Origin of the sequence: Gimesia sp. (genome assembly GCF_040219335.1) — a bacterium.
Classification (GTDB): domain Bacteria; phylum Planctomycetota; class Planctomycetia; order Planctomycetales; family Planctomycetaceae; genus Gimesia.
Window position 1 is genome coordinate 53,581 of sequence record NZ_JAVJSQ010000040.1, and the last position, 14,470, is coordinate 68,050.

A 14,470-nucleotide genomic window follows, 5' to 3' on the forward strand; every position below is an offset into this window, starting at 1 on the left:
CATGGACCCGGTATTTGAATACGAACGTAATCTGACAAGACGGACGCTGCTGGGACGCTCGGCCCGCGGTATTGGCGGGGCGGCTTTAGCGAGCCTGCTCTATCCGGAACTGTTCAACCAGAGTGCCTCTGCAGAAGCGATTCCGGCTGCAGTCCAACAGGTCGCGCCCCGGGCGAAGCGGATCATCTACCTGTTTCAGTCGGGCGGTCCTTCGCATGTGGACCTGTTCGATTACAAGCCTGTACTGCGGAAGCTGCACGGTTCGGATCTACCCGATTCCGTGAAGGGAACGCAACGCGTGACCGGCATGACGGCCCGACAGAAGTCGTTTCCCGTCGTCGCGCCGTTCTGGGAGATGAAACAGTGTGGAGAACATCAGACGTGGATCAGCGAACAGCTGCCGCACACGCAGACGATTGCCGATGATATTACGATCGTCAAATCGGTAAATACCGAGGCCATCAATCACGATCCGGCGATCACCTATATCAATACGGGTTCACAGCAGATCGGCCATGCGAGCATGGGCGCCTGGTTGAGTTACGGGCTGGGAAGTGAAAACGAAAATCTGCCCGCCTACATGGTCATGCTGTCCCAGGGGACGGGGAAGAATCCGGGGCAGCCGTTGTTTGACCGGCTGTGGGGTTCGGGATATCTGCCACCCAGTCACCAGGGAGTGAAGCTGCGGCCCGGATCGAGTCCGGTGCTGTACCTCTCCAATCCGGCGGGTATCGACCGAAAACAGCGGCGGAAACTGCTGGATGACCTGGCGACGCTCAACCGGGGACAGGCAGAAGAGATCGGCGATCCCGAAATTCAGGCGCGGATCAATTCGTACGAAATGGCGTATCGGATGCAGACTTCGGTCCCCGATCTGATGGACCTCTCGAGTGAGACGCAGAAAACGTTTGAAATGTACGGACCCGAATCGCGGAAGCCGGGAAGTTTTGCAGCCAACTGTCTGCTGGCCCGCCGGATGACCGAGCGGGGCGTACGGTTTGTGCAACTGTTCCATCGGGGCTGGGATCAGCACGTGTCGCTGAAAAGCCAGCTGCCGAATCAGTGCCTGGACGTGGATCAGCCCTCCGCGGCGTTGATCAAGGATCTCAAACAGCGGGGACTGCTGGATGAGACGCTGGTGATCTGGGGAGGCGAATTCGGCCGGACCGTTTACAGCCAGGGTGCCATCGGCAGCCCGAGTGCCGGCCGGGACCATCATGGACGCTGTTTCTCGATCTGGATGGCGGGCGGCGGGATTAAGCGTGGCTTCGAATACGGGAAGACCGATGACTTCTGTTACAACGTCGTCGAGAACCCGGTGCATATTCGGGACATGAATGCGACGATTCTACACTGCATGGGGATCGACCATCGCCGGCTGACGTTTAAGTATCGCGGCCTGGATGCGCGGCTGACCGGTGTGGAAGAGGCGCATGTGAAACATGACCTGTTGAGTTGAACCTCGAAATACGCGAATGGTTTTCTACCACGAAAGGCACGAAATTCACGAAAAGAGGACTGGTGAATTGTGCGTGTTCGCTGGACCCAGCTGACGGGAGAGAGTGAATTGTGCTTCGCCAGGCGGGCGGCCACATGGGGCCACCCCTACTTCTGCGCAAATCCTGCGGGAAATGAATCATCTTGCGGTAACACCGGGTTCTGGTTTACATTACGCGCGGAGGGGGTAACTGCTGCCGGTTGCCTGCTGGAAATGTTTCTGCTGTAACATGTTGTCCTGAATAGGATTAGGTGGAAATGTGCCGGGGGCTGCGGTCGAACAAGGATTGTGATGTGATGCTGAATCTGTCTTTCCGCCTGCTGTCGGGTGGGCTAATGCTGATGTGTTGTCTTTCAGCGTGCATTCCCGTTCCGATGCCCAAGCCTGAGCTCTATCGGCCGTTGACGGACTTTACGCCTCAGGATGGCGTTTACGATTTTGAGTCGCAGCAGGCCCGCTTCAATGTGGCGATTGATGATAACCCCCGCGACGCGGATGCCCGCTTTGCGCGTGCGCTGCTCTACATGGGGGTCGGCCGATATGCGTCTGCAGAAGAAGACCTGACGATTGCGATTCAGGTGGCAGAAAAACAGTCCGATTACGATCCAGAGCGTCTGGCGACCATTTATGTGCACCGGGGGCTGATCCGCTGGAGCGATGAAAAGGTCGAACTGGCCATCGACGATTACTCGCGGGCAATCGAACTCGCGCCGAAGAACTGGGAAGGCTATTTCCACCGCTGGCTGGCGTATCACTTTGAAGGTGAGGAAGAGAAAGCCGAGCAGGATCGCCAGCGTGGTATGAAGCTGGAGCCGGATGTGTTCGACAGGGAATACGTGCTGCGGTATGACGGCATTGTGTTGTAGACCGCGAAGGGCTCGAAATTTAAGCTACCACGAAAGACACGAAAAGGGGTGAGTGCTGTTGTGTGTTTTCTGGGACCACTTGGCGGTTATGCGTGATTTGAGATTCGCCGGGCGGGCGGGCACATAGGGCCGCCCCTACGTTGAAGATTGAGTACTTAAGGGTTGCCCCGGATGTAATCCGGGGTTGTCGCAGACAACGGGAAACTGTCAGTGGAAAACTGTGTGGGTTCTTTCGAATACCCTTCTGTTGTTTCTGTAATCGTCTCAACGGTTTCGAAGAAGCTACCACGAAAGGCACGAAAGGCACGAAAGACACGAAAGACACGAAAGACACGAAAAAGGGTGAGTGCTGTTGTGTGTTTTTTCAGGGACCACGTGTCGGTTATGCGTGATTTGAGATTCGCCAGGCGGGCGGCCCCACGTAGGGCCGCCCCTACGTTGAAGATTGAGTACTTAAGGGTTGCCCCGGATGTAATCCGGGGTTGTCGCAGACAACAGGAAACTGTCAGGGGAACCTGTGCAGGTTCTTTTGAATACCCTTCTGTTGTTTCTGTAATCGTCTCAACGGTTTCGAAGAAGCTACCACGAAAGGCACGAAAGACACGAAAGTGTTGGGGTGGGCAGGGGCTTTCTGGATGGGGAGAATGAGCTGTCAGTTTCCTGCTCGCTGCGCTCGGCCCGAATTGCATTCGGGCTTACCCGGTTTCAGGATTTTTGTCTTGATCGCTTTGGATGGATCAGTATTGCTTCCATTTTCCGCGGTAGATCACAAAACGGGTGATGCCCTGGTTGGTGACTACCAGCAGGCGCTTGCCGTTTTTCATGTCATAGTAGTCCTGGTAGTTGTCGTCGTAGAGGATCAGGGCTTTGAGGGGTGCTGTGGGGGTGAGCGAGAGATCGACTTTTTTACCGGTTTCAATGTCCGCCTCGGGGATCTTGACGTTCAGCGGGGGGACCTGCTTCGCCATGGTGGTTGATCTCTTGAGCGCATCCCCCTTTTTCACGAAGGCACAATACTTACCGGCGTTGATGAACTTTTTCATTTCCTCGCGCCAGTTTTCATTGTACTTGAGGCCAATCTTCAATCGCTGCCAGTCGTAGTCTTCATTGTAAAAGAAGATGCTCAGGCCATTGGTCTCGTAGAAGTTGTCCAGATTCGGTGTCCCCTGATTTTTCTGCGGAAGCTTTGCGTTCTTTTTGGGTCTGAGTCTGATCGGCTGGCTTTTGCGAATGTGTAAATAAGCTTCACGGATATTTGCCGCCAGTTGCTCATTCTGTTTATCCAGCTTGAGCTGCGAATAGCCGGCATAGCCACAGAAGGCGAGTTCGCAGATGTAGTTGTAGTAATAGACTGGCTCAGCTTCCTGTTCCTGTCGTTGCAGATTTTCGTAAAGGACTTTGGAGGGAAAGAAGGAGTCGCCTGGCAGAAAGTTGTCATTGGTGGCGTGCGCTGGCGAAAGTAGCGCGAGTAGACTGAATAACACAGCCAGGCCTGCGAGAGGGAGACGTTGCATGAGCGAGTCCTTCTGAAACGGCGTGAAGTGGGAGATGGTTTCATTTTGGAATCTTTCGGGGAGAGATGCAAAACATTTCTGGTTGGAACTGAAGACCTCGAATGATATGAATCTGTTTTTACCATGAAAGACACGAAAAAAGGGGAACAGGAGCCGAGATGGTCACTGGTTCTGAATGATCATCTTTGCTGGATGGTGCCGGCTTGTATGATTTCTGTTTGTTGCTGTTGCTGTCTTCTGACTTGCCAACAGTGCTGCACCGATGCGTGGAGGTGGGGATTAAGAGGAACCATTGGCGAGGTTTCTCTTACTGTTTCCTGCTCGCTGTGCTTGGGCCGAATTTTAATCGGGTGCCGCATCATTCTTTGTTAAATGGCGTCTTGTGGCGGTAATTTACTCCGCATCTATCCTGGTTACCGGCGGCTAGCGTCTTGCCGCTCAGTTTATTTTTCTGCTGGATTGGGGGATACATGGGGGCGTTGGTCTTTTTCAAATGGAACTTGGTTATGAATGGATTGCTGTTCTGTTTCTATGTTGAATTCTGTGGAAGGGCGTGGGGGCGTCAAGACAGAATTTTGTCCCGATGTGACCGGTTTTTGTCACCCTTTGTCCCGAATTTTGTCCTTGTCTGGCCGGAATGTGTCCTGGAGTGCCCTGAACAAGGGAAGGGAACAAGACGAACCGGTTGGGAAGAGACAGGTGAATTCGTAGTGAAAAACGGGGTGAGTTCAGGTGCTGATCCGTCAGTGGTGCCGACTGTTCTGGTGGATGTGAACGTGCCTCGCGCGCGAGCCAGAGGGAACCAGCATACGCATCGGGAGGAGCGGTTCAAGTCCTGTTTATTCAGTATTTCATCAGTGAAAATCCCGCAGTCAGGGAGGGGGAAATGAGATGACTTTCGAGACGGGCTGTGTTAGTCTGAATTGAGACACAAACCTGTAGCGCTGCACTTCTCAGAGGAACAGAATGATCATGCATGTAAAAAATAACTGGTGGACTGGTTCGATCGTGGGTTTGCTGCTGGCGAGCAGCGGTCTGATGCTGAGAGCGGCTGAGAAAGCGCAGCCCACATTGAGTAAGGCCCAGCAGACGGCGGTGCAGGATGTGCAGCAGCGGTCGGAAGATCTGAAAGCGGTGAACCAGTCGATCTGGAATTATGCGGAGGTCGGCCTGCAGGAAACGAAGTCATCTCAACTGCTGATTGAAAAGCTGGAAGCGGAAGGCTTCAAGGTCAAAAGCGGAGTGGCGGATATGCCGACCGCGTTTGTCGCCAGTTATGGGAGCGGAAAGCCGATCATCGGGATCCTGGCAGAGTATGATGCGCTGCCGGGGCTGTCTCAGAAAACGGTTCCCTATCGTGAGAGTCAGTCTGAAGGGGGAGCCGGTCATGCCTGCGGACACAGTGGGCTGGGAACCGCGGCACTGGGGGCAGCTTTGGCCGTCAAGGAAGCCGTCGACAAACATGGTCTGAAGGGGACGGTGCGACTTTACGGAACGCCGGCCGAGGAGACCGGGCTGGGAAAAGTCTATATGTTGCTGGATGGTCAGTTCGAGGATCTGGATATCTGTCTGCACTGGCACCCCGGAAATAATACCAACGTGCATCTCGGAAGTTCCAAGGCGCTCGTTTCGGTCAAGTTTACGTTTACCGGTTTGCCTTCGCATGCATCGGTGAGTCCGGAGAGTGGCGTGAGTGCCCTGGATGCGGTGGAGCTGATGAATACGGGCGTGAATTATATGCGGGAGCATGTTAAAGAAGACGCCCGGATGCATTACGTGATCATTGATGGCGGTGGACAGCCCAACGTGGTGCCTGCGAAAGCGACCGTCTGGTATTACGTGCGTGCGAACGCGCATGAAGACCTGGAACGGTATTATCGCTGGGTCGTTGATATCGCCAAAGGGGCGGCACTGATGACGCGCACCAAGCTTTCCATCCAGGTGGATACAGACAATCATGAGCTGATTCCCAATACGCCGTTGTCGGAGTTGATTCATGAGAAGCTGACGGTGATTGGACCTCCCGAGTTTTCGGAAGAGGAGAAAGCGTTTGCCCGCCGGATTCAACAGCCGTTGATTGAAGAGTTCGGGCAGACATTCCCCGTAGCGATCGACAACAGGGTGCATACGCTGCTGGAATCGAAAACATCTTCCAAGGGCTCAACGGATGTGGGGGACATCAGCTGGCACATTCCCACGGGCGGTCTGCGGACGACTTGTTTTGCAGCGGGAAATCCGGGACACAGCTGGCAGAACGTGGCCTGTATCGGTTCCTCCATCGGCGAGAAGGGGATTCTGTATGCAGCGGAAGCTCTGGCGGCGACAACGGTGGCGCTGTTGGAGAATCCGGTACTGGTTAAAGAAGCCAAAGCGGACTTTGATCAACGAATGAGGGATCGGAAATACATTACGTTGATTCCCAAGGGGCAGAAACCGCCGGTGAAAATCAGATAATTGGCAACCAGTGAGAGTGGGAACAGGTGTTTTTCGTAAGGACCCGCCTACGATCAATTCAGAAGTAGAGCATCAGACAACCTGGAGCAGGAGGACCGAGAGATGAATTTGATTGATGGCGTTCAGGCTTTGAAATCGCCCTGGATGATAGCAGTCTGGCCCGGGATGGGTAACGTCGGGTTGACCGCGGGATACTACCTGATGGCTAAACTCGGAATGGAGCTGCTTTCCGAGTATTCCCCGCCTGAGCTGTTTGACATCGATTATGTCGAAGTTGAACGGGGAGTGATTCACACAGGAGCACGACCGCGGAGTCGCTTTTTTCTCTGGAAAGATCCCGAGGAACAGCATGACCTGGTGGTGCTGATCGGAGAGGCCCAACCTCAGTTCGGCAAATATTCTTACTGTAAGAAGATGATTTCTTACGCACAGGACCTGGGGATCGAGCGGGTCTTCACGTTCGCGGCGATGGCCACCGGGATGCATCCGGAACATGAGTCGCGTGTGTTTGCAGCCGTGACGGATCAGGAAGATCTAAAGGAGATGCGGGTGAATAATCTGGAGATTCTGCAGGAAGGAAATATCAGCGGACTGAACGGGATTCTGCTGGGGGCCGCGGCGGACAAGGGATTGAACGGAACGTGTCTGCTGGGAGAGATGCCGCATATATTTTCGCAGTTACCGTTCCCGAAAGCGTCGCTGGCTGTATTGAAAGCGTTTCGGTTGATTTCAGGAATTGAGATTGAAACCAGTGAACTGGTCGAGCAGGCCGAGACAATGGAGAAGAAGCTGGGTGAATTGCTCTCTCAAGTCGAAAAGTCGATAGGGGAGAAGGCGGAACAGCCGGAATCGTTCGAGGAGTCGTTGCAGCCTGAAATGCCTGAGCAGCCGAGACTGACTCCGGGAGAGGAACAGCGGATCGAGCAACTGTTTGAAGAAGCGAAGCAGAACCGTTCGAAAGCGTATGTGCTCAAACAGGAACTGGATCGTCTGGAGGTCTTTGCAGACTATGAAGACCGTTTTCTGGATCTATTTAAAAATCGTGGCTGAGCCTGTTCAGGCAGGGAAGCACGTCAAAGGGAGTCCATTTTCTGATGGAACATTTTTACCTGGAATCGCTGGGACCACTTACGACGGCAGAGAAAGCGGTGGAATTCGTCGAGCGGAAAGGGATCGGTCATCCGGATACGATCTGTGATGGCATTGCGGAAGCGATATCGATCTCGCTGTCGCAGAGTTATCTGCAGTGGGCGGGACGGATACTGCATCACAACATCGACAAAGGCTTGCTGGTAGCGGGACACACAGAGCCCGAACTGGGAGGTGGAGTCGTCCATACGCCGATGCGTCTGGTGATTGGAGATCGCGCGACCTCTGAGTGGGAAGGCCATCGGATTTCCGTGGAAGAGATTGCGCTGGAAAGTGCCCGGGAGTGGATCAAAGCGCACCTGCCTCTGGTTAATACCGAGACACATGTGGTGTTTCAGAATGAGCTGCGCGCCGGTTCTGCAGAGCTGACAGACATCTTTTCGCGGGCGCGGCTGTTATCGAATGACACTTCGGCGGCGGTCGGATTTGCGCCACTCACCGAGACCGAGCAACTGGTACTGGAATCGGAGCGGTTCATCAATACCGAGGAATTCAAGCTGAAGTATCCGGAGACGGGACAGGATGTGAAGGTGATGGGGGTACGCAGAGACAAACATCTGCAACTGACCCTGGCGGTAGCGATCGTCGACCGATATATCGAAGAAGTGCAGTATTACTTCGATCGGAAAAAGGAACTGGCGGACGAGTTGACGGCATTTCTGGAACCGCAACTCAAAACACTGGACGGCGTGGATCTGGCGATCAACACCCTGGATAATCCGGAGCGGGGGATGGGCGGCATGTATCTGACCGTGCTGGGAACCTCAGCTGAAGGAGCTGATGGCGGCCAGGTGGGGCGTGGCAACCGGGTGAACGGTTTGATCACGCTGAATCGTCCGATGAGTACAGAAGCGGCGGCGGGTAAGAATCCCTTGAGCCATGTGGGGAAGATTTATAATGTGCTCTGTCATCAACTGGCGCACCAGATTCATGAGGAACTGGAGCCGGTGAAGGAAGTGATTGTGCGGATGTGCAGCCAGATTGGTCACGAGATCAGTGAGCCGTGGATGGTGAGCACGGAGGTTGTGCTGAGCGAGGGAGTCGAACTCAAGGAGGTAGAAGAGTCGATTCAGAAGATTATTGATCGGCAACTGAGAAACATGGAAGATTTTGTCAGACGACTGGCCAGCGGAGAATTCCCGGTTTACTGATGACGCTTCAACGGTCCCAGCCGAATTCACCGATGAGGGGGACAAAGGCGAAGCCGCCTAGGTTTTCTTCGTCGAGGTGTCCCTGGCGGAGCGTAAAGCGGCACATGGTCTGCCCGGTGTATTCGCCTCCAATGGGAATGATAATGCGACCACCTTCATGTAGTTGATCGACGTAGGGTTGAGGAAGTTCTTTGGCACCTGCGGTCACGATAATGGCATCGAAGGGGGCGGCATCCGGGACGCCGAGAGTGCCATCGTCGGTGTAGACGTGGACATTGTCGTAACCGAGACGGTCCAGTTTTTCGCGGGCCTGTTCCGCCAGTTCGGGGATGCGTTCAATGGTGTGGACATCGCGAGCGAGGAGCGAAAGGACCGCGGCACCGTAACCGGATCCGCAGCCGATTTCGAGGACTTTTTCACTGCCGGTCAATTGAGCGGCCTGACACATGAACGCGACGGTATAGGGTTGCGAGATGGTCTGCTGACAGTCGATAGGGAGGGCACAGTCATTGTAGGCATAGCGTTTGTTGTCGGGCGTGACGAACTCTTCCCGGGGAACGCTGCGCATGGCGTGGAGCACGCGGGCATCGGTAATTCCCCGTTCCCGCAGATGCTCCCGCAGCATGCGCTCGCGTGCATGCTCATAGATATCGGTCTCGGAATGCTGATCGGAGTTGGTCATGTTCGACGGTTAATGCTCCGTTTGAGGAGTGGTGATGCCTGGTCAGAGTTGGGCCAGGCTGGCCGGACTCTCTTTATGGATGAGCTTTCTGATCTCGGTGAATTCTTCACAAAGCAGTTCGAGGATGTCGTCGAGTGTCAGCACGCCAATCAGTTTTCCCTCCTGATCGACGACCGGCAGCCGCCTGAAGCCGCCGGATCGCATTTTCGTGAGGGCGGCTTCGATGGACGTCTCCTCAGAGATGTTACAGGGAAAACGGGTCATGATGTCCCAGACGGTCGTTTCGATGGCGTCGCGCCCCTTGCCGACTACGCGGAGCGCCAGATCCCGATCGGTGAGCATACCGATCGGGTGAGATTCTTCATCGAGGACGATGAGCGTGCCCACGTTGCGGGAGTTCATTCGCTCAGCGGCGACTTGAACGGATTCGTTTTGATCAACCAAATCGACTTCTCTTGTGCAAATTCGACCTGCAGTCATGACTTTCTCCTTTGCAAAAATGTGATGTCGTGTTTCTGATTGAAAACAATAACGATGAAGAAACGGTGGCCTTATAACGGCAAACCGCTTCTATAGTCCAGCATAACGAATCTTATCGATGTGTAAACAGGTTTTGGATAGTCTGAAAACCGATCGTTGTGATGGGGGAAATCCCCAGGCGTTTTGCAGTATACCATATGACCAGATGAGGAGCGGTCTCCCTGATCTCTTGAATGGCTTCGACTTTGCTGTCTGTTTGAGCGCAGACCTGCAGATGATCTCGTCGCTGGATGAGATGGACGTAGCCTTTCTGGACGAGGGGGTGATCGTCAACAATCATGAAGCGGGGCAGAAATGACTATGGGAATCGTCCCTGGAGTGTTCTTCCATCACTGGCCCACGTGAAGTCAGGTTTTGATCGAGGATTCGGATAGCAGAACCATTCTTTACAGCGGGAGTGATGGAGAACATCATCCAGTTATGAGTTTTATTACTTTAAAGTCCAACTACCATTACCAGCGTAAATATGCGGCGACTGGTTTGTCTTCGGGCATATCAGATTCCGCAACTACGTAAGGGGTACCACCATGTTTGTAGGTGTTGCGGATCGCCCTGTTGAGTAGCGCAATGTCGCCATTCACGGGTTGATCATGGGTTTTGACCAGTTCGCCGTCGCCGGGGGGCTGCCCCCAGAGTTCAGAGCCGAGCGGTGCGAAGAGGGCTTCGATTCGACCTTCATCTGCCGCCTGGAGAATCGCTTCCAACTGGTGAGTAATCCGGGACGTTCCCAAATGTTTCTGATACTGTTCACGGGCTTTACGCAGCGGTTCGCCGGTGATCTGCTCGATGACGGGTAGCGCCGCCTCGTACAACTCCTGTTCGTTCAGATGATCGGGCGAGGTAGAGATCCCCTGTTCGAGAAGATTTTTCGCATGATAATGTTTGCGGAACATGCTCTGTTGTTTTTCGGAGGCAATCAGAATCATGGGAGGCCCATCGTTGTCCAGATACTTCTCCAGCTGCTTTGCCAGAATCTGGAAATAATCGGTCAAGAGGGTCTCATTGAGTTCTTTTGTCAAACCATGACCGTGCAGCATGGAGGCGTTATCGCTCCCCGGGCCGACATGGGAAGTCGTATGATGCTGCAGGGATTCCTCGAACTGGGTTTTCGAGGAGATGGCTTCAATATTTGCGGGGATATTTTCCGAAAGCTCCAGCTGTTTGAGTTCTCCATTCTGGTGGCGGATCAACCGGACTGATTTGGGACAGACCGCGAGGAGGTCAAAATGATCATTTTCGTAGACCTTGTAGAAGAGAGGGTTCACGTGGAAGCTGTCTTCAACGGTCAGACTCTGCGGGCACTGGTAAAACAGGTCGTATTGCTGAAACATGCCGGGAGCCAGCAGGATACAGATCCCCTGGGCGGGGCCGCGTCCCCAGAAATTACCGTCATTCTGAATTTTCCGAGCGGGTTCGAGCAGCGTTTTGATTTCCCCCGTACCCATCCCCCGATCCTGTAAGGCTGTCTCTGCCTGATCGAGCATGTTTCGTAGATGAATGGGATCTTCACGGTAGTCGGTTAAGGCCTGATGTCGAGGTAAATAGATTGAAATACAGGGGCCTTGTTCCCATTCCGTCAGCGACTTCAATTCGTCATGCGCGAGAGTCTTCATAGATCGCTCCTTGAGTATTAAAAAACAACGTAGATGCAGGTAGACATTAATCCGATGCTTCTGATCGCAAACTCAAGTTGACCCGCACTGTCTGTTCAGCAACAGCGACAGGCAATGCTGTAACTTCCATTGTACAAAAGTAAATGAGTGATGCGAATAAAATCAGAATGCAGGTACCGGTTCTTAAAAATCAGGCTCTCTATCAGTGGACTGGTGACAGAGCCCGATATGTTCAAACGCAAGATACATGCCAATTGGGATGGTTCCTGTCTGGGGATCGAAGGTCAAATCAGCAAATCGTACCATTTTACCAAAGGTATTTTTTGATTGGGAATGGGACAAAGTATGTCTTTACTGATAGGGAGATTCCCGATACCTCGGCGGATCTGTTTTTCATTTCTCTTCCACGGATGGCACTATAGACGCTACCGATGCTGTGGGATAAAATCCGATACAGAGATCCAGACTGACTTCCTTGTGAGTTCAAAGAAAGCAGAGGCTGCGATGGAGGCAAATCCGCTTCTGGAAATTCTGATGAAACTGCGGTTCACGGCAGGCCTGTCAGAAGAAGATCAACACAAACTGGCTGCGATAGCACGACAACGGGAATTCAGAGCTGGGGAGACTCTGTTCACAGAGGGCAGCGATCACAAAGATCTGTATGTCATCTGCAGCGGTCGAGTCGAAATTTGTATGACGATTCCCGCCCGTGGCTGCCTGCCAGTGCTAACCCTGGAAGCGGGTGACCTTGTTGGCTGGTCGACAATACTGCAGCAGGGAGAAATGACGGCCACTGTCGCCGCGATCGACGAAACCGAAGTCATTGCCATCAATGCCGAAGCGTTACGGGCGTTGTGTGATGCAGATCATGATATCGGATATCAGATCATGCAGCGGATCGCACGGGCCCTGTCACAACGATTGGTCGCCTGTCGACTGCAGGTGCTGGATATGTACGGCGAACACCCCGGTCAGACTTTTCAGAGCGAGAAGGGGGCCGTGGAATGACGGAAGCCCCGCAGGCCAACGACCGGCGATCCTGTTTTCTCGCACTCGATCAGTTTGCCAGACTGTTTGATGCGCTGCACTCACGGGGGTATGAAATCATTGGCCCCACGATTGATCAGGAAGCCATTGTTTACGATCGCCTCCATTCAATTGACGATCTGCCCCGCGGCTGGACCGACATCCAGGAGCCGGGAAAGTATCGACTTGAAGAACGCGATGATCAGGCGCTGTTTGGATATAATGTCGGACCGCAGTCCTGGAAAAAGAATCTGTTTCCCCCGTTCAGCACGCTTTCCATAGCGACAAAGTCGGAGCAGGTCTGGACTTTCAGCGAACCGGAAGAACCGACTCCCCAATACGCGTTTCTGGGCGTGCGCGCTTGTGAACTGGCTGCCATCGGAGTTCAGGACAAGGTCTTTGTGGGAGGCCCCTATGTCGATCCCCAGTATCAGCGTCGACGTGCAGTTGCATTAGTGATCGCGGTGAACTGCACGCAGGCCGCTTCGACCTGTTTCTGTACTTCAATGAACACGGGCCCCCGTTGTCAGCAGGGCTTCGATCTGGCGTTGACCGAGTTATCGGACGGATTCCTGGTAGAAGTCGGATCCGAGCGGGGCGAGGAGATTCTGCAGGAACTGGAGACGGTCGAAGTCTCCGCTGATCAGGAGTCACAGGCCACAGCTGCCCGGCAACAGGCCGTCGATCAGATCGAACGCGAATTCGATACGACTGATATTAAGGACCTGCTGCTCTCGAATCTGGAGCATCCCCAGTGGGACGACGTGGCGGAACGCTGTCTTTCGTGTACAAACTGTACGATGGTCTGTCCCACCTGTTTCTGCAGTTCGGTAGAAGAGGTCAGCGATCTGGCCGGCGAACAGGTCGAACGCCAGCGGGTGTGGGATTCCTGTTTCAACGTTGAATTCAGTTATATGAACGGGGGCCTGGTACGGAATGGGGTTCGCAGCCGTTATCGACAATGGTTGACACATAAACTGGCAAGCTGGATTGATCAGTTCGGAACTTCCGGCTGTGTCGGCTGTGGCCGCTGCATTACCTGGTGTCCGGTGGGCATTGATTTAACCGCTGAAGTGACTGCAATCCGGGAGTCTTCAACATGAATGAATCTGCTTCCGCTGCTGCCAGCCACTTTACTCTCCAGGCGAATGCTTGGGTGCCACAGACCGCGGTGATTCGCGAGATCAGACCCGAGGTGAGTGGTGTGACCACTTACCAGCTGGCACTCATCGATTCTGTCGCTGCCGAGACGTATCGATTCGCCCCGGGGCAGTTCAATATGCTGTATGTTCCCGGAGCGGGAGAATCTGCGATTTCCATGAGCGGCGATCCAGATGCTACAGAGACACTGGCGCATACGATCCGCAAAGCGGGAAACGTGACCGGGCGGATTGCAGCTATGCAGGTCGGCGACACTCTGGGGCTGCGGGGCCCCTTTGGAACCAGCTGGCCCTTGGAACACTGCAGGGGGAAAGATGTGATTCTGGTGGCGGGGGGCATTGGATTGCCACCGCTCAGACCGGTGATTTATCGGATGTTATCTGACCGGGAAAATTATGGGCAATTGACTTTGCTCTACGGCGCCCGCACACCGGAGATGCGACTGTACACAAACGAGTATCAGCGCTGGCAGGCACAGGGATTCGATGTCCGCCAGACCGTGGATCGGTCAGCACCGGGCTGGCAGGGAAATGTCGGCGTAGTTCCCCAGTTACTCGAACGCCTGCGGACTTTCGATCCAGCCAATACGATCATGATGATTTGTGGACCGGACATCATGATGCGTTTCACGGCGCGGGCTGCGTTGCAGCGGGGCATGACGACGGAACAGATCTGGGTCTCGACCGAGCGGAACATGCAGTGCGCAGTGGGCCTCTGTGGTCACTGTCAACTGGGACCGGAATTCATCTGTAAGGATGGGCCGGTCTTTCGCTACGATCAGATCTCTCCCTGGTTGAAAGTGGAGGGCCTTTAAAT

General features: G+C 54.1%; 13 protein-coding genes. 9 read left to right on the top strand and 4 right to left on the bottom strand.

The features are described 5' to 3' along the window. Position 1: 1 nt before the first annotated feature. On the top strand, positions 2-1,459 hold the full coding sequence (locus tag RID21_RS28530) for a DUF1501 domain-containing protein (RefSeq protein ID WP_149344477.1): 1,458 nt from the start codon (positions 2-4) through the stop codon (positions 1,457-1,459). Between the two features lie 335 nt (positions 1,460-1,794). After that, on the top strand, positions 1,795-2,364 hold the full coding sequence (locus RID21_RS28535; protein WP_350194905.1) for a tetratricopeptide repeat protein: 570 nt from the start codon (positions 1,795-1,797) through the stop codon (positions 2,362-2,364). A 737-nt stretch (positions 2,365-3,101) separates the two neighbouring features. Here RID21_RS28535 and RID21_RS28540 read toward each other — a convergent pair. Next, positions 3,102-3,878 (bottom strand): hypothetical protein, encoded by a 777-nt coding sequence (locus tag RID21_RS28540; RefSeq protein WP_350194907.1) that lies wholly within the window; start codon positions 3,876-3,878, stop codon positions 3,102-3,104. Positions 3,879-4,850: 972 nt separating this feature from the next. On the opposite strand from RID21_RS28540, the gene RID21_RS28545 reads away from it, so the two are divergent. The 3 genes from RID21_RS28545 (at position 4,851) to RID21_RS28555 (ending at position 8,632) form a co-directional block, all read left to right on the top strand. Next, complete coding sequence (locus RID21_RS28545) at positions 4,851-6,332, top strand: amidohydrolase (protein ID WP_350194909.1); 1,482 nt, start codon at positions 4,851-4,853, stop codon at positions 6,330-6,332. Between the two features lie 102 nt (positions 6,333-6,434). Further along, entirely contained in the window at positions 6,435-7,382 is a 948-nt protein-coding gene (locus RID21_RS28550; RefSeq protein WP_350194911.1) for a PAC2 family protein, read from the top strand. Between the two features lie 44 nt (positions 7,383-7,426). After that, positions 7,427-8,632 carry a methionine adenosyltransferase gene (locus RID21_RS28555; RefSeq protein WP_350194913.1) on the top strand — a complete coding sequence of 402 codons (1,206 nt, stop codon included), beginning with the start codon at positions 7,427-7,429 and terminating at the stop codon, positions 8,630-8,632. Positions 8,633-8,639: 7 nt separating this feature from the next. Here the strand turns inward: RID21_RS28555 and RID21_RS28560 are convergent, their stop codons facing one another. Both RID21_RS28560 and RID21_RS28565 read right to left on the bottom strand, forming a co-directional pair. Further along, complete coding sequence (locus tag RID21_RS28560; RefSeq protein ID WP_350194915.1) at positions 8,640-9,314, bottom strand: protein-L-isoaspartate(D-aspartate) O-methyltransferase; 675 nt, start codon at positions 9,312-9,314, stop codon at positions 8,640-8,642. 42 nt (positions 9,315-9,356) lie between these two features. Then, complete coding sequence (locus RID21_RS28565) at positions 9,357-9,794, bottom strand: CBS domain-containing protein (protein WP_350194917.1); 438 nt, start codon at positions 9,792-9,794, stop codon at positions 9,357-9,359. Positions 9,795-9,999: 205 nt separating this feature from the next. On the opposite strand from RID21_RS28565, the gene RID21_RS28570 reads away from it, so the two are divergent. Continuing rightward, positions 10,000-10,152 carry a hypothetical protein gene (locus tag RID21_RS28570; protein ID WP_350194919.1) on the top strand — a complete coding sequence of 51 codons (153 nt, stop codon included), beginning with the start codon at positions 10,000-10,002 and terminating at the stop codon, positions 10,150-10,152. A 154-nt stretch (positions 10,153-10,306) separates the two neighbouring features. Here the strand turns inward: RID21_RS28570 and RID21_RS28575 are convergent, their stop codons facing one another. Continuing rightward, the gene (locus RID21_RS28575; RefSeq protein ID WP_350194921.1) at positions 10,307-11,467 is read right to left on the bottom strand and encodes a baeRF3 domain-containing protein; all 1,161 of its coding nucleotides are present in this window, start codon (positions 11,465-11,467) and stop codon (positions 10,307-10,309) included. Positions 11,468-12,001: 534 nt separating this feature from the next. On the opposite strand from RID21_RS28575, the gene RID21_RS28580 reads away from it, so the two are divergent. From RID21_RS28580 to RID21_RS28590, 3 genes are read left to right on the top strand one after another with little or no spacing between them, the layout of a single operon-like run. Further along, positions 12,002-12,475 carry a Crp/Fnr family transcriptional regulator gene (locus tag RID21_RS28580; protein WP_350194923.1) on the top strand — a complete coding sequence of 158 codons (474 nt, stop codon included), beginning with the start codon at positions 12,002-12,004 and terminating at the stop codon, positions 12,473-12,475. Next, on the top strand, positions 12,472-13,596 hold the full coding sequence (locus RID21_RS28585) for a 4Fe-4S dicluster domain-containing protein (RefSeq protein WP_350194925.1): 1,125 nt from the start codon (positions 12,472-12,474) through the stop codon (positions 13,594-13,596). Before RID21_RS28580 ends, RID21_RS28585 begins: the two co-directional genes overlap by 4 nt. Beyond that, entirely contained in the window at positions 13,593-14,468 is an 876-nt protein-coding gene (locus tag RID21_RS28590; protein ID WP_350194927.1) for an FAD/NAD(P)-binding protein, read from the top strand. The genes RID21_RS28585 and RID21_RS28590 overlap by 4 nt, the downstream gene beginning before the upstream one ends. The last annotated feature ends 2 nt before the right edge of the window (positions 14,469-14,470 follow it).

Coding starts and splice junctions, on each gene's coding strand:
- RID21_RS28580 (WP_350194923.1), top strand. CDS start 12,002: ATGAAACTGCGGTTCACGGCAGGCCTGTCAGAAGAAGATCAACACAAA.
- RID21_RS28590 (WP_350194927.1), top strand. CDS start 13,593: ATGAATGAATCTGCTTCCGCTGCTGCCAGCCACTTTACTCTCCAGGCG.
- RID21_RS28585 (WP_350194925.1), top strand. CDS start 12,472: ATGACGGAAGCCCCGCAGGCCAACGACCGGCGATCCTGTTTTCTCGCA.
- RID21_RS28535 (WP_350194905.1), top strand. CDS start 1,795: ATGCTGAATCTGTCTTTCCGCCTGCTGTCGGGTGGGCTAATGCTGATG.
- RID21_RS28550 (WP_350194911.1), top strand. CDS start 6,435: ATGAATTTGATTGATGGCGTTCAGGCTTTGAAATCGCCCTGGATGATA.
- RID21_RS28560 (WP_350194915.1), bottom strand. CDS start 9,314: ATGACCAACTCCGATCAGCATTCCGAGACCGATATCTATGAGCATGCA.
- RID21_RS28530 (WP_149344477.1), top strand. CDS start 2: ATGGACCCGGTATTTGAATACGAACGTAATCTGACAAGACGGACGCTG.
- RID21_RS28555 (WP_350194913.1), top strand. CDS start 7,427: ATGGAACATTTTTACCTGGAATCGCTGGGACCACTTACGACGGCAGAG.
- RID21_RS28575 (WP_350194921.1), bottom strand. CDS start 11,467: ATGAAGACTCTCGCGCATGACGAATTGAAGTCGCTGACGGAATGGGAA.
- RID21_RS28570 (WP_350194919.1), top strand. CDS start 10,000: ATGAGGAGCGGTCTCCCTGATCTCTTGAATGGCTTCGACTTTGCTGTC.
- RID21_RS28545 (WP_350194909.1), top strand. CDS start 4,851: ATGCATGTAAAAAATAACTGGTGGACTGGTTCGATCGTGGGTTTGCTG.
- RID21_RS28565 (WP_350194917.1), bottom strand. CDS start 9,794: ATGACTGCAGGTCGAATTTGCACAAGAGAAGTCGATTTGGTTGATCAA.
- RID21_RS28540 (WP_350194907.1), bottom strand. CDS start 3,878: ATGCAACGTCTCCCTCTCGCAGGCCTGGCTGTGTTATTCAGTCTACTC.